13 protein-coding genes are annotated in these 13,609 nt (G+C 65.8%); 5 read left to right on the top strand and 8 right to left on the bottom strand.

Translation table 11 applies throughout. The annotated features are described in order from the left end of the window. Positions 1-190: 190 nt before the first annotated feature. Genes DBV14_RS26980 through pncB form a run of 5 tightly spaced genes read right to left on the bottom strand, consistent with a single transcriptional unit; the run spans position 191 to position 6,469 of the window. Entirely contained in the window at positions 191-1,354 is a 1,164-nt protein-coding gene (locus DBV14_RS26980) for an MFS transporter (RefSeq protein ID WP_124463937.1), read from the bottom strand. Beyond that, complete coding sequence (locus tag DBV14_RS26975) at positions 1,351-2,742, bottom strand: DNA recombination protein RmuC (RefSeq protein ID WP_124463935.1); 1,392 nt, start codon at positions 2,740-2,742, stop codon at positions 1,351-1,353. The genes DBV14_RS26980 and DBV14_RS26975 overlap by 4 nt, the downstream gene beginning before the upstream one ends. A gap of 21 nt (positions 2,743-2,763) precedes the next feature. Further along, positions 2,764-3,750 (bottom strand): D-glycerate dehydrogenase, encoded by a 987-nt coding sequence (locus DBV14_RS26970; RefSeq protein ID WP_124463933.1) that lies wholly within the window; start codon positions 3,748-3,750, stop codon positions 2,764-2,766. Positions 3,751-3,787: 37 nt separating this feature from the next. Beyond that, complete coding sequence (locus DBV14_RS26965) at positions 3,788-5,200, bottom strand: sodium:proton antiporter (RefSeq protein ID WP_124463931.1); 1,413 nt, start codon at positions 5,198-5,200, stop codon at positions 3,788-3,790. A gap of 48 nt (positions 5,201-5,248) precedes the next feature. Next, complete coding sequence (gene pncB / locus DBV14_RS26960; protein ID WP_124463929.1) at positions 5,249-6,469, bottom strand: nicotinate phosphoribosyltransferase; 1,221 nt, start codon at positions 6,467-6,469, stop codon at positions 5,249-5,251. Between the two features lie 204 nt (positions 6,470-6,673). On the opposite strand from pncB, the gene DBV14_RS26955 reads away from it, so the two are divergent. Beyond that, positions 6,674-6,907 (top strand): CsbD family protein, encoded by a 234-nt coding sequence (locus tag DBV14_RS26955; RefSeq protein ID WP_081268647.1) that lies wholly within the window; start codon positions 6,674-6,676, stop codon positions 6,905-6,907. 87 nt (positions 6,908-6,994) lie between these two features. After that, positions 6,995-7,396 carry a hypothetical protein gene (locus tag DBV14_RS26950; RefSeq protein WP_124463927.1) on the top strand — a complete coding sequence of 134 codons (402 nt, stop codon included), beginning with the start codon at positions 6,995-6,997 and terminating at the stop codon, positions 7,394-7,396. 96 nt (positions 7,397-7,492) lie between these two features. On the opposite strand, the gene DBV14_RS26945 is transcribed toward DBV14_RS26950, so the two are convergent. Together DBV14_RS26945 and DBV14_RS26940 are read right to left on the bottom strand one after the other, a co-directional pair. Next, positions 7,493-7,936, bottom strand: a complete 444-nt coding sequence (locus DBV14_RS26945; protein ID WP_124463925.1) for a thioesterase family protein — start codon at positions 7,934-7,936, stop codon at positions 7,493-7,495. Further along, positions 7,933-8,859 carry a histone deacetylase gene (locus tag DBV14_RS26940; protein ID WP_124463923.1) on the bottom strand — a complete coding sequence of 309 codons (927 nt, stop codon included), beginning with the start codon at positions 8,857-8,859 and terminating at the stop codon, positions 7,933-7,935. Before DBV14_RS26940 ends, DBV14_RS26945 begins: the two co-directional genes overlap by 4 nt. Before the next feature lie 200 nt (positions 8,860-9,059). Between DBV14_RS26940 and DBV14_RS26935 the strand changes: the two genes are divergently transcribed. Next, positions 9,060-9,611 (top strand): phasin family protein, encoded by a 552-nt coding sequence (locus tag DBV14_RS26935; RefSeq protein ID WP_124463945.1) that lies wholly within the window; start codon positions 9,060-9,062, stop codon positions 9,609-9,611. A 154-nt stretch (positions 9,612-9,765) separates the two neighbouring features. Next, positions 9,766-10,524: a 3-hydroxyacyl-CoA dehydrogenase gene (locus DBV14_RS26930; RefSeq protein WP_124463921.1), complete on the top strand. Its 759-nt coding sequence runs from the start codon at positions 9,766-9,768 to the stop codon at positions 10,522-10,524. On the opposite strand, the gene DBV14_RS26925 is transcribed toward DBV14_RS26930, so the two are convergent. Then, positions 10,484-11,434 carry a YihY/virulence factor BrkB family protein gene (locus DBV14_RS26925; protein WP_124463919.1) on the bottom strand — a complete coding sequence of 317 codons (951 nt, stop codon included), beginning with the start codon at positions 11,432-11,434 and terminating at the stop codon, positions 10,484-10,486. The two genes, DBV14_RS26930 and DBV14_RS26925, sit on opposite strands and share 41 nt — an antisense overlap. 84 nt (positions 11,435-11,518) lie before the next feature. Between DBV14_RS26925 and dnaG the strand changes: the two genes are divergently transcribed. After that, the gene (gene dnaG, locus DBV14_RS26920) at positions 11,519-13,543 is read left to right on the top strand and encodes a DNA primase (protein WP_124463917.1); all 2,025 of its coding nucleotides are present in this window, start codon (positions 11,519-11,521) and stop codon (positions 13,541-13,543) included. Positions 13,544-13,609 lie beyond the last annotated feature (66 nt).

Here is a 13,609-nt window from a genome sequence, read left to right as displayed (position 1 = left end):
TGGTGTACCGCTGATCAACGACCACTCTGATGACGCTCACGCGGATGGTGTGCTCTGCGCAGCGAAATAAAGGAGGAGCGAAGCGGGGGACATTCGCGGAGCAGAGCACACCGTCGGCGTGGGCGTCGCCCCGAATGAACCCGAATCGAACAGCAGCGCTCAAAACACAAAGCGCAATAGACAGAAGACGCTAGATCTTCAGGCCCCAGGTAGCCCGAGCGCCCAACGCCAGCACGCCGCCCACGACCCAGAACACGCCGGCAATGCCGATCAGCGCCCCCAGCGAACCGAAGAGCATCGGCATCGCCACGCTCGATGCGTTGATGGTCATCAGCCGCAGGCCCAACGCCTCGCCGTGCCGCGCGTGCGGTGTGATCTGGTGGAGCATGCTCATCACCATCGGCTGCACCGCGCCCAGTGCAAAGCCCAGGATCACCGAGCACAGGCCCATCGTCAAGGCCGAGTCGAGCAACGGATAGACCGCGAACACCACCGCCGTCACCACTGTCGAGCACAGGATCACGCTGCGCTCCGATGCACGCGACGCAATCATCGGCAGCACCACGCGAATCACCGCTGCCGCGATCGCGAAGGCGCCGAGGATCGAGCCGATCACCGAGGCGCTGATGCCGCGGTCGTGGCCCAGCACCGGCAGCACGAAGGCGTGCACGTCCCAGCTGGACGACTGCAGCCAGTTCACGAACAGCAGGCGCCGGAACATCGGCTCGCGCAGCAGGTCCCAGGCGCGCGTGGGCACCGCGCCCGCAACGGGCGCGACCAGTGGTGGCTCGTAGGCGCCGCGCGCGAGCATCCAGCAGACGATGGGCAGCACCGCCATCACCGCGAAGGAGATGCGAAAGGCCAGCAGGTCGGCCGGTATGCGGCCGGCGTGGTCGATCAGCATGCCGGCCAGGAACGGGCCGACGAAGTTGGCCACCGCCGGTGCGATGGCGAGCCAGCTGAACACGCGCTTGAGTTGCGTGGTGTTGGTGGCCGAGCGCCCCACATGCCGCTGCAGCGCAATGACGGTTGCGCCGGTGGCACCGCCCGTCAGCAGGGCTGCAATGCACATGACCGGGAAGATCGGAAAGACCACCACAAGCCCCGCGCCGACCGATGCCGCGATGACCGACAACCAGAGTGGCCGCTTGAATCCGTACCTGTCGGTGAAGCGCCCGGCCGGCAAGGCCAGGAACACCTGCGTCAGCGCGAACAGCGCGATCAGCACGCCGACCGCTGCCGCGCTGTAGCCCTGTTGCAGCGCCAGCAGCGGCGTCGCGAGTCGCATGCCGGCCATGGTGGCGTGCAGGCAAACCTGGGCGCCGATGACGCGCAGCAGTTCGGAACCTTTCACGGGAGTTCTTCGCCCTCGGTGTCGTTGTCGATGCTGTTGTCGGTATCGGCCGTGGGCGGCAGCAGCACCTGCGCCTGCGCCTCGGGCAGTGCCTCGACCTTGCGCAGCGCCAGCCGCATCTGCTTGGCGCGGGTGTCGGCCTTGTCGAGCGTGTCGGAGGCCTTGGCCACCTGCTCCTTGATGCGCGAGACCCACTCGCCATAGCGCTCGAATTCGGTCTTGACCGCGCCCAGCACCTTCCACACCTCGGAGGCCTGCTGCTCCAGCGCCAGCGTGCGAAAGCCCATGTGCAGGCTGTTGAGCATGGCGAGCAAGGTGGTGGGGCCGGCCAGCGTCACGCGGTGCTGGCGCTGGATGGCGTCCATCAGGCCGGGGCGGCGCAGCACCTCGGCATAGAGGCTTTCGACAGGAAGGAACAGGATGGCGAAGTCGGTGGTGTGCGGTGCCGCGAGGTAGTTGTCGGCGATGGACTTGGCTTCGGTGCGGATGCGTGCCTCGAGCGCCTTGGCCGCCAGTTCGGCACCGGCGGCATCGGCGCGCTCGTGGGCATCGATCAGGCGCTCGTAGTCGTCGCGCGGAAACTTGGCGTCGATGGGCAGCCACACGGGCGCGCCGTCTTCGCCGCGTCCCGGAAAGCGGATGGCAAAGTCGACGCGCTGGCCGCTGCGCGGCTTGGTCTCGATCTGCTTGGCGTACTGGTCGGGCGTAAGCACCTGCTCCAGCAAGGCCTCCAGCTGAACTTCACCAAAAATGCCGCGCGTCTTCACGTTGGTCAGCACGCGCTGCAGGCTGCCGACGCCGACGGCCAGCGTCTGCATTTCGCCCAGACCCTTGTGCACCTGTTCAAGCCGGTCGGCCACCTGCTTGAAGCTCTCGCCAAGGCGCGCTTCGAGCGTGCTCTGCAGCTTTTCGTCGACCGTCTTGCGCATCTCGTCGAGCTTGGCGGCGTTGGTCTGCTGCAGCTGCGCGAGCTGGGTTTCCATGGTCTCGCGCACCTCGGACAGCCGGCGCGCATTCGATTCGCTCAGGCCCTGCAACTGGGTGTTGAGCGTGTCGGCCAGCGTTTTCTGCAACGAGGCGAGCTGCAGCGCGAAGGCATCGAGCTGCGCATTCTGCGTGCGCGTGGCCTCGGCGCCCTGCTGCACCAGCGACTGCTGGAAAGTGGCGAAGGCCTGCGCGGTTTCCTGCCGCGCACCGCGCGAGTTGTCCCCGATTTCGCGGCGCAGTTCGCGCTCGGTGCGTTCGTTGGCGCTGCCCATCGCGGCCAGCACGCGCAGCATGTCGCTGTGGTCGGGCGGGGGCGGCCTGCGTGCGAGCAGCCAGATCACCAGCGCGAGCTGAACGAGCGCGAGCGCCCCCAGCAGGAGAAGAATCAGGGAAGTGTCCAAGTCGCGGTGCGGGGCCTGTTTTTATTTTTGAGCGGCCGGAACGGGCGTGACGGGCGTCAGCGGGCCCTTGTCGCTGAAGTACGCGATCAGGTTGTCGGCGGCCAGGTCGGCCATGGCGCGGCGCGTAGGCACCGTCGCGCTGGCGATGTGCGGCGTCAGCACCACGTTGGGCACGGTGAGCAGGTCGGGGTGGACCTTGGGCTCGCCCTCGAACACGTCGAGGCCCGCCGCCGCGATGCGCTTGTCGCGCAGGGCTGCGGCCAGGGCCGCGTCATCGACGATGCCGCCGCGCGCAATGTTGATCAGCGTGGCGGTCGGCTTCATCAGCGCGATTTCGGCCGCGCCGATGGTGTGGTGCGACGCCGGCGAATACGGCACCACCAGCACCACGTGGTCGGCGGTCTTGAGCAGCTCTTCCTTGCTCACGTAGCTGGCCTTGCATTCGGCTTCGAGCGTTGCATCGAGCCGCGAGCGGTTGTGATAGACCACCTTCATGCCGAAGCCATGCGCACCGCGCCTGGCAATGCCCTGCCCGATGCGGCCCATGCCGATGATGCCGAGCGTCGAGCCGTGGATGTCGGAGCCCGCGAACATGTCGAAGCTCCACTTCTGCCACTTGCCCGCGCGCAGGAAGTGTTCGCTCTCGGTGATGCGGCGCGCCGTGGCCATCAACAGCGCAAAGCCGAAATCGGCCGTGGTTTCGGTCAGCACGTCGGGCGCGTTGGTGCCCAGCACGCCGTGCGCGGCCATGGCGTCGACGTCGAAGTTGTTGTAGCCCACCGCCATGTTGGCGCAGATCTTCAGGTCGGGACAGGCGTCGAGCACGGCGGTGTCGATGCGTTCGCTGCCGGTGGTGAAAGCGCCCTGCTTGCCCTTGAGCTTCTCGATGAGCTGCTCCTTGCTCCAGCTTTCATCGGACTGGTTCGACTCGACCTCGAAATGCTGCGAAAGGCGCTCGATGGTCTCGGGAAAGATCGCGCGTGCGACCAGGATCTTTGGCTTGCTCATGATGTTGTCTCTCGGCGGAAGGCGGTCAGCGAAAAAATCAGCGGAAGAAGATGAAGGTGCAAAGAACGAACAGCGGAACCAGGATGGCCATGGACCACGCCATGTAGCCGAAGAAGCTCGGCATGCGAACGCCGCGGCTCTCGGCAATGGCCTTGACCATCAGGTTGGGCGCGTTGCCGATGTAGGTGTTGGCGCCCATGAACACGGCGCCCGCTGAAATGGCGGCCAGCGTGCTGGCGTAGGTGGTCATCAGCGCGACCGGGTCGCCGCCCGCGGTGTTGAAGAACACCAGGTAGGTCGGCGCGTTGTCCAGGAACGAACTCAGCACGCCGGTGGCCCAGAAATACATGGCCGGGTCGGGTTGGCCGTCGGCGCGCGTCACGGCCGAGACGATGGCGCCGAACGGCCCCTGCGTGCCGGCCTTGAGCATCGCGATCACCGGGATGATGGTCAGGAAGATGCCCGCGAACAGCTTGGCCACCTCGGCCATCGGCCCCCATTCGAACTGGTTGTCGGCGTGCACCTTGGCCGACGTGAGCTTGTACGACACCAGGGCGATCAGCGCCAGGCCGACGTCGCGCACCAGGCCCGGCAGGCCGACCTCGGTGCCGAACACGTCGAACTGAATCGGCGATTTCCAGAAGCCGCTGAGCAGCACCAGCGCGACCACGCCGCCGAGCAGCCAGAAGTTGGCGGCACCGTCGAAGCCGACGCCGGGCGTGTCAGGCGTCGGGTCGACCGGCAACACGCCCTCCTTGCGGTAGTAGTGGCGGTCGATCATGTAGAACAGCGCCAGCAGCACGGCAAGGATGAAGAGCGTTTCGGGCAGGATGTTCTGCACCGTCCAGAAGAAGCTGACGCCCTTCAGGAAGCCGAGGAACAGCGGCGGATCACCCAGCGGGGTGAGGGAGCCGCCGGCATTCGACACGATGAAGATGAAGAACACGATCACGTGCACCTTGTGCGCACGGTTGTCGTTGGCGCGAATCAGCGGCCGTATGAGCAGCATCGAGGCGCCCGTGGTGCCCATGAAGCTCGCGAGCACCGCGCCGATGGCCAGGATGGCGGTGTTGAGGCCGGGTGCGCCGTGCAGGTTGCCGCGGATGTGGATGCCGCCCGCCACCGTGAAGAGCGCCGTCAGCAGGATGATGAACGGAATGTATTCGGCCACCAGCGCATGCACCAGTTGCACGCCCGCCAGCCCCGCACCGTAGGTCGCGGCAAAGGGCAGCAGGAAGGCCAGCGCCCAGGCGGCCGAGATCTTGCCGTAGTGGTGATGCCAGAACACCGGCGCAAGCAGCGGCATCAAGGCGATCGACAGCAGGATGCCCGCGAAGGGCACGCCCCACAGCGGCGACAGCTTTCCGCCGTCGAAGTCGGCGGCCGAGGCCAGGGCGGGAAGCAGGAGCAGAAATACCGCGGCTGCGGTCAGTCGGATCGTTTTTTGCATGGGGCCGTACCGTACCAGACCGTTCAGTGCGCAGCGCGGGTACAGCCGTCAGGCGGGGGGTTGTTCGATCTCGAAGACCTGGCGCAGGTAGGCCAGGTATTTTTCGTCTTCGCACATGTTCTTGGACGGCGTGTCCGACAGCTTGGCCACCGGCTGGTCGTTGCAATGGATCATCTTGATGACGATCTGCAGCGGCTCGTAGCCCAGGTCGTTGGTGAGGTTGGTGCCGATGCCGAATGCCAGCTGGCAGCGGCCGCGGAACTGCTGGTACAGCTCGATGGTGCGCGGCACCGTGAGGCCGTCGCTGAAGATCAGCGTCTTGGTGAGCGGATCGACCCGGTTGGCGATGTAGTGCGCCAGCATGCGTTCGCCCCACTGGAACGGGTCGCCGCTGTCGTGGCGGGCGCCGTCGAAGAGCTTGCAGAAATACAGGTCGAAGTCGCGCAGGAACGCGCTCATGCCGTACACGTCGGACAGCGCGATGCCCAGGTCGCCGCGGTATTCGCGGGCCCAGCTCTCGAAGCCGAAGATCTGGCTGTCGCGCAGCCGCGGGCCCAGCGCCTGGCAGGCCTGCAGGTATTCGTGCGCCATGGTGCCCAGCGGAATCAGGCCCAGCTTCATGGCGTACAGCACGTTGCTGGTGCCCGCGAGCTGCGGCAGCCGCGCGCCGGGCGTGGCATGCGCGGGTGGCGATGTCACGGCCCCCAGCCGGGCGTTCAGGGTGCGCAGCACCTCTTCATGCCAGTCCTTCGAGAAGCGGCGGCGCGTGCCGTAGTCGGCAATCTTCAGGTCGGACAGGCCGGCATCCTGCAGCTGGGCGATCTTGGTTTCGAGCCGGCGGCGGCCTTCCTCGAAGTCGGGCTTCTTCTGCGTGTTGCGGAAGTAGACCTCATTGACGATGGCCAGCACCGGGATCTCGAACAGGATGGTGTGCAGCCACGGCCCCTTGATGCGGATCTCGAGCTCGCCCGAGGGCTGCGGAATGATGTTGATGTATTTCTCGTTGAGCCGGAAGAGCCCGAGAAAGTCGACGAAGTCGCTCTTGATGAAGCGCATCGAGCGCAGGTAGGCCAGTTCGGCATCGCGGAACTGCAGCGAACACAGGCTGCGCACCTCGTCGCGGATCTGGCCCGCGAACTGCGCCAGGTCGACGCCGGGGTTGCGGCACTTGAAGCGGTACTCGACCCGCGCCCCCGGGAAGTGATGCAGAACGACCTGCATCATCGTGAACTTGTAGAGGTCGGTGTCGAGCAGGCTGTGAATGATCATGGTGCTGTACGCGATGCAGTGCGATGCGGTGCGGTGCGGTGTCTCCAACTTTTCGGCGTCGCATCGATTATCACGGTGCGCGTCGGCCTCTGCCTACGGGGCCTGAACAGCACGTCCTACCGTGGGGGTGAATCCATGCGGCGACATTGATTTCACGGCGGCAAAAAACACAGCCCGCCGAATCAACCCTCAAAGGAGATTCACATGAACAAGGACACCATCGAAGGCAACTGGAAGCAGCTCAAGGGCAAGGTCAAGGAGCAATGGGGCAAGCTGACCGACGACGACTTCGACGTCATCGCGGGCAAGCGCGACCAACTGCTCGGCCGCATCCAGGAACGCCACGGCATCAGCCGCGACGAAGCCGAAAAGCAGGTGAAGGAATGGGAATCGCGCGACGGCCGCACGCCGGACGCCCTCTGGTTCGAACGCTACTGACACCCTGACACCGCATGGCGCGAGCCAGCCGTGCCCGCGCCCTCCCCGAACATTCTGAATATCAACAACCTCGAAGGAAAAACTCCAATGAAAAAACATCTGCTCATGCTCGCTCTTGCCTCCTCCTGCTTCGTTGCCACGCAAGCCGGCGCGATGACCAAGGACGAATACAAGGTCGCCAAGGAAAAGGTCGAGGCCGACTACAAGGTCGCCAAGGCGCAGTGCGACACGATGAAGGACAACGCCAAGGACGTCTGCCAGAAGGAAGCCAAGGGCAAGGAAGACGTTGCCAAGGCGGAGCTGGAGCAGCAATACCAGCCGAGCGACAGCCACGCCCGCAAGGTGGCTGAAGAAAAGGTGAAGGCCGCCTACGAAGTCGCCAAGGAAAAGTGCGATGACCAGAGCGGCGCCGCCAAGGACGCTTGTGTGAAGCAGGCCAAGGCCGATGAAGCCCAAGGCAAGGCCGACATCAAGGCCATGAAGAAGTAATTCTTTCTTCGTCGTGGCTCTGGCCCGATGACAAAAGACGACGGCGCCCTCGGGCGCCGTTTTTCTTGCGCGTCTTCTAGACGCGGGCCTTCTGGGTCAGGCCTTCAATGAATCGACCACCTGTTGCAATGCGTCGGGCAGTGGCACCGGCCGCTGCGTGGCGCGGTCGACGTAGACATGCACGAAGTGGCCCTGCGCGGCCGCGGTTTCCGCGCCTTCGGCGAAGAGCGCGATCTCGTAGCGCACGCTGGAGCGGCCGGCCTGGGCCACGCGGATGCCTGCCTCCACCGTCTGCGGGAACGCGATGGGCGCGAAGTAGTTGCACTGCGTCTCGACCACGAAGCCGATGGTCTGGCCTGCGTGAATGTCGAGCGCGCCGCGCTCGATGAGCAGTGCGTTCACCGCGGTGTCGAACCAGCTGTAGTACACGACGTTGTTGACGTGGCCATACATGTCGTTGTCGGCCCAGCGCGTCGGGATGCTGCGGAACGCGCGGTAGCTGTTTCGGTGGTGCGGCGTGGGTTTGGTGGCGGAGCTCATCGCGCGGCATTTTGCCAGCGCTGCCAGTACCCGAAGGCCACCCTGAAGGTGCCGACCTGCACTTGCACGGTCTCGGCAATGTCGCTGGCGTAGCCGCCGGCCATGGCAAAGGCCAGCGGCAGGCGGCGCTGCCAGGCCCAGTCGAACACGCGCCGGTCGCGCGCTTCCAGACCGTCGAAGCTCAGCTTGAGGCGGCCCAGCCGGTCGCGCTCGAAGGGGTCGGCGCCCGCAAGGTAGATCACGAGGCCGGGGGAAAAGCGGTGGTCGAGTTCATCGAGCGCGTGCTCGAGCGCGGCCAGGTAGTCGGTGTCGCCGCAGCCGTCGGGCAGCTCGACGTCGAGGTCGCTGGCTTCCTTGCGGAAGGGAAAGTTCTTCTGGCCGTGCAGCGACAGCGTGAACACGCTCGGGTCGTCGCGAAAGATGCTGGCCGTGCCGTTGCCCTGGTGCACGTCGAGGTCGATCACCGCCACCTTGAGCTGCCGGCCCGCGCGGGCATGCTCCGCCTGCATCAGCCTGGCGGCCACCGCGGCGTCGTTGAAGACGCAGAACCCGCTGCCCTTGTCGGCGTAGGCATGGTGCGTGCCGCCCGCCATGTTGGCGGCCACGCCCCCGGCAAAGGCCGCGCGGCAGGCCGCGATGGTGGCGCCGGTGGAGCGGCGCGAGCGCTCGACCATCGCCTCGCTCCAGGGAAAGCCTATTTCGCGCATCGCCTGCGGGCTCACGCTGCCATCGCTGATGGCGGCGATCCACTGGAGCGTGTGCGCCAGCGCGAGCTCTTCGTCGGAGGCGCGCGGGGCCTCGTCCATGTCGACGGCCGGCAGTTGCTCGAGCAGGCGGTCGCGCAGCAAGGCGTAGCGCGACATGGGAAAACGGTGCCCCGGCGGCAGGGGCAACACGAACTGACCGGAATAGAAGGCGCGCATGCCCGCATTCTGCAATCCGGGGTCCAAGGGGTCCTTGGGGACCGATTTAGAAAGCGGCCTCTAGATTGCTGCACAGCAGCAAAAACCCCTTGATCGCAAATTTCAGCTGCCTATACTTGAGGCCATGCTGCACCGCAACATGGACGACGAGGCAGCGCAACGTGAACCGACCACTCAATCATCCCTTCTGGAGATCTCACATGGCCCTGACCGCTGACCAAATCCTCGCCGCTCAAAAAGCAAACCTCGAAACCCTGTTCGGCCTGACCACCAAGGCTTTCGAAGGCGTCGAGAAGCTCGTCGAACTGAACGTGACCGCTTCCAAGGCCGCCCTGGCTGAAGCCGCCGGTACCGCCCAGGCTGCCCTGAGCGTCAAGGATGCGCAAGAACTGCTGACGCTGCAAGCCAGCCTGTTCCAGCCCCTGGCCGAAAAGACCGCCGCCTACAGCCGTCACCTGTACGACATCGCCCAAGGCACCGGCGCCGAGTTCTCCAAGGCTTTCGAAGCCAAGGCCTCTGAAGCCCAGCAAGCCTTCGTCGGCCTGGTCGACAGCGCTTCCAAGAACGCACCCGCCGGTTCGGAAACCGCCGTTGCCGTGCTGAAGAGCGCCGTGGCCGCCGCCAACAACGCTTTCGAATCGGTTCAAAAGGCCGTCAAGCAAGCGTCGGACGTCGCCGAAGCCAACTTCAATGCCGTGTCGACGCAAGCCGTTGCCGCCGCAAAGACCGCCACCGCTTCGCGCAAGCGCTAAGCCGCCGGCCACCACCAGTTGTCTCCTTGGGTCCTCACGGATCCAATTCAGGGGCCTCATCTTCGGATGAGGCCCTTTTTTTCGTCTCGCTTTCTTCTCGCTTTCGTCCCGCGGGCGTCTTCGATAATGCACGCCTTATCCCAGGAGACTTTCAATGCAGATCGACGGCAGAGTTTTTATCGTGACCGGTGGCGCTTCGGGCCTCGGCGAAGGTGCGGCGCGCATGCTGGCCGCGAACGGCGGCAAGGTGGTGATCGCCGACATGCAGGCTGAAAAGGGCGAAGCCGTTGCCAAGGAAATCGGCGGCGTGTTCGTCAAGTGCGACGTGAGCCAGGAAGCCGACGGCCAGGCCGTCGTTGCCGCCGCAACCCAGCTCGGCAAGCTGGCCGGCCTGATCAACTGCGCCGGCATCGCGCCCGCCGAAAAGACCGTGGGCAAGAACGGCCCGCACGCGCTGGCGGTGTTCAGCAAGACCGTCACGGTCAACCTGATCGGCAGCTTCAACATGATCCGCCTCGCGGCCGACGCGATGAGCAAGAACGAGCCCGAAGCCACCGGCGAACGCGGCGTGCTGATCTCGACCGCCTCGGTCGCGGCGTACGACGGCCAGATCGGCCAGGCCGCCTACAGCGCCTCCAAGGGCGGCGTGGTCGGCATGACCCTGCCCATCGCCCGCGACCTGGCGCGCAACGGCATCCGCAACATGACCATCGCTCCCGGCATCTTCGGCACGCCGATGCTGTTCGGCATGCCGCAAGAGGTGCAGGACGCCCTGGCCGCCAGCGTGCCCTTCCCCTCGCGCCTGGGCACGCCCGAGGACTACGCCAAGCTGGCCAAACACATCATCGAGAACGACATGCTGAACGGCGAAGTCATCCGTCTCGACGGAGCGATTCGACTCCCTCCACGCTGACAGCTGCCGCGTCGGGGGCCACCGGCGGCACAGCGGTGCTGCCGGTGCGGTCAAGCCGCTCGTACTGGGCGATCACCTGGGCACCCAGCAGCACCAGCGTGGCGGCAATCTCCAGGCTCAGCAGCACCACGATGGCCGTGGTGAGCGAGCCGTAGACCACGTTGACCTGCGACAGCGTCGAGAAGTACCAGATCAGCACCCGCCGCGTGGCCTCCCACAGCAGCGCGGCCGTCACGCCGCCCAGCAGCGCGTGGCGCAGCGACATGCGGCCGGCCGGCATCACGAGGTAGAGCGAGGTCAGCATGAAGATCTCGCCGCCCAGCCCCAGCAGGTAGAGCAGCAGGCCCGAAACGCCTGACAGCGACCAGCTGCGCCCCAGCAGGTCGACGCTCTCGCGCCCCACCAGCTGCAGCGCGCCCGACACCAGCGTGACCAGCAGCAGCCCCACGCACAGGCACAGGATGTAGATGTACGGCATGGCCACCGACACCAGGAAATGGCGCTTGTGGTCGGCCTTGCGGTGGTGAAAGATCACCGCCATGGCGCTCTCGAGCACGCTGAAGGCCAGCGAGCTGAAAAAAATCATCGTCACCAGCAGCACCGGCCCCATCACGTCGCGGTGGTCCAGGAAGCTCGACAGCTCGGCCACGATGGCCTTCGATTGCCCCGGCAGCAGCCAGCCCAGGTACTGGCCGATGGTGCGCAGCAGCTCGGCCTGGTCGATCACGTGCGACAGCGCGATCACGCTCACGATCAGCAGCGGCACGATGGACAGCAGCGCGTAGTACGCCACCGCTCCCGCGAGCAACAGCCCCTGGTTGGCGCGAAAAGCCTTCAGGGCGTCCCAGATGAACCGGAGCGGGTGGCGCAGCAGCGGCGCGGCGTGTTGCAATGGGTTGGGCTTCGTCATGCGTAAGGATTTCGGTCGCATTCAGTATGCCGTCCCGCCGCAAGTGGCCGGCCGCTTGCGTATGATTTGCCGCTCTTCGCCTACATGACCATCCCCGCTTCATTCATCCAGGAACTCATCGCGCGCGCCGATGTGGTCGAAATCGTCGGCCGCTATGTGCAGCTCAAGAAGGCCGGCGCCAATTTCATGGGCCTGTGCCCGTTCCACGGCGAAAAATCGCCCTCTTTCTCCGTCAGCCCCACGAAACAGTTCTATCACTGCTTCGGCTGCGGAGTGCATGGCAACGCCATCGGCTTTTTGATGGAGCATGCGGGCATGGGCTTCGTCGAGGCAGTGCATGACCTGGCCGGCCAGTACGGCCTGCAAGTGCCCGAAGACGACGCCTCGCCAGCCGAGCGCGCCCGCGCCGCCAGCCAGCGCCAGAAGCAGGCCACGCTGAGCGACGTGCTCGAAAAAGCCGGCGACGCCTACCGCAAGCACCTGCGGCAAGCCCCCGGTGCCATCGAATACCTGAAGGGCCGCGGCGTCTCGGGCGAAGTGGCCAAGCAGTTCGGCATCGGCTATGCGCCGGCCGGCTGGCGCGCGCTGGCCAGCGTGTTTCCCGACTACGACGATCCGCTGCTCGCCGAAAGCGGGCTGGTGATCGTCAACAACGAAGAAGGGCAGCTCAGCGAGAGCGAGGCCAAGCGCTACGACCGCTTTCGCGACCGCGTGATGTTCCCGATCCGCAACGTCAAGGGCGAATGCATCGGCTTCGGCGGGCGGGTGCTCGGCGACGAAAAGCCCAAGTACCTGAATTCGCCCGAAACGCCCGTCTTCAGCAAGGGCCGCGAGCTCTACGGCCTGTACGAGGCCCGCTCCGCCTTCCGCGACCGCGGCTACGCGCTGGTGACCGAGGGCTACATGGACGTGGTGGCGCTGGCGCAGCTCGGCTTTCCGAACGCAGTGGCCACGCTGGGCACGGCCTGCACGACGGAGCACGTGCAGAAGCTGTTCCGCTTCACCGAGTCGGTGGTTTTCAGCTTCGACGGCGACGCCGCCGGCCGCCGCGCCGCGCGCAAGGCGCTCGACGGCGCCCTGCCTTATGCCACCGACGTGCGCAGCATCAAGTTTTTGTTCCTGCCGGCCGAGCACGACCCGGACAGCTTCATCCGCGAGCACGGCGCCGAAGCCTTTGCCCGCTTCGTCACCGAGGCCACGCCGCTGTCGCGCTTCATGCTCGAAGCCGCCCGCGAAGGCTGCGACCTGACCACCGCCGAAGGCCGCGCGCACATGACCAGCAACGTCCGCCCGCTCTGGAGCGCCATGCCCGACGGCGCGCTCAAGCGCCAGTTGCTGAGCGAAATCGCAACCATGGTGCAGCTCGACGCACCGGCGCTGTCGGAGCTCTGGGCCTCCCTGCCCGGTCCGCGCAAGGCGGCGGCGCCCGCGCAGCAACAGCAGCGCTACCCCGAGCCCGGCGATGGCGGCGGCAGCAACAGCAGCGGCGGCGACTACTACCCCGACATGCCGCCCCCGCAGGACTACGAGCCGCCTAGCTATCAAAGTGATAGCGCACCGCGCAAGTTCGTCAAGGGCAAGGGCAAGCGCTGGGGCGGCAAGTTCGAGGAACCCATCGAACCGCTGCGCGGTCGCGGCAAGCCGCCGAGCCGGCCCGACGTGGCGGTGCGGCTGCTGCTGTCGAACATGGCGCAATGGGACGCGCTGTCGCACGAGCTTCACCTGATGCTGTGCGACCTGCCCGGCTCGCACGGCATGCTGTTCACCTGGCTCGACAGCCAGTTGCACGAGCATGGCGTGCAGCCCTGGGCGGCCCTGCGCGAAGGCATGCGCGGGCAAGATTTCGAGGCCCTGGCCGAACGGCTGATGAACGTCTCCGAAGCCGGCCCGGTGCCTGAAGGCGAGGAAGAGCAGCACCTGGCCGACGCCGCCAAGGAGCTCACCAGCGTGCTCGATTTCATGCTGGACGACCGGCTCAAGGCCCAGCAAAGCGAGGCCATTGCAGCCGTCGGCAAGGACCCCAAGGCCCTGGAACGCTACAAGGCACTGGAGGCGCGACGGCTCGAATTGCGCAATCGCCTGCGCCCGTCGGGTGCAGAAACTGCTTGAAATTTCCGCAACACGCTATAATGTAGGGCTTTGCAACTGGCGAAATCCAGGCAAGAGCGACAGCAG

Source organism: Variovorax sp. KBW07 (assembly GCF_003852515.1).
Taxonomy (GTDB): domain Bacteria; phylum Pseudomonadota; class Gammaproteobacteria; order Burkholderiales; family Burkholderiaceae_C; genus Variovorax.
The sequence above is the reverse complement of the archived record's forward strand: the minus strand, read 5'-3'. Positions and strand labels throughout refer to the sequence as shown.

Excerpts from the sequence above, each read along its gene's own strand:
- DBV14_RS26970 (WP_124463933.1), bottom strand. The coding sequence starts at position 3,750 with ATGAGCAAGCCAAAGATCCTGGTCGCACGCGCGATCTTTCCCGAGACC.
- DBV14_RS26965 (WP_124463931.1), bottom strand. The coding sequence starts at position 5,200 with ATGCAAAAAACGATCCGACTGACCGCAGCCGCGGTATTTCTGCTCCTG.
- pncB (WP_124463929.1), bottom strand. The coding sequence starts at position 6,469 with ATGATCATTCACAGCCTGCTCGACACCGACCTCTACAAGTTCACGATG.
- DBV14_RS26955 (WP_081268647.1), top strand. The coding sequence starts at position 6,674 with ATGAACAAGGACACCATCGAAGGCAACTGGAAGCAGCTCAAGGGCAAG.
- DBV14_RS26950 (WP_124463927.1), top strand. The coding sequence starts at position 6,995 with ATGAAAAAACATCTGCTCATGCTCGCTCTTGCCTCCTCCTGCTTCGTT.
- DBV14_RS26945 (WP_124463925.1), bottom strand. The coding sequence starts at position 7,936 with ATGAGCTCCGCCACCAAACCCACGCCGCACCACCGAAACAGCTACCGC.
- DBV14_RS26940 (WP_124463923.1), bottom strand. The coding sequence starts at position 8,859 with ATGCGCGCCTTCTATTCCGGTCAGTTCGTGTTGCCCCTGCCGCCGGGG.
- DBV14_RS26935 (WP_124463945.1), top strand. The coding sequence starts at position 9,060 with ATGGCCCTGACCGCTGACCAAATCCTCGCCGCTCAAAAAGCAAACCTC.
- DBV14_RS26930 (WP_124463921.1), top strand. The coding sequence starts at position 9,766 with ATGCAGATCGACGGCAGAGTTTTTATCGTGACCGGTGGCGCTTCGGGC.
- DBV14_RS26925 (WP_124463919.1), bottom strand. The coding sequence starts at position 11,434 with ATGACGAAGCCCAACCCATTGCAACACGCCGCGCCGCTGCTGCGCCAC.
- dnaG (WP_124463917.1), top strand. The coding sequence starts at position 11,519 with ATGACCATCCCCGCTTCATTCATCCAGGAACTCATCGCGCGCGCCGAT.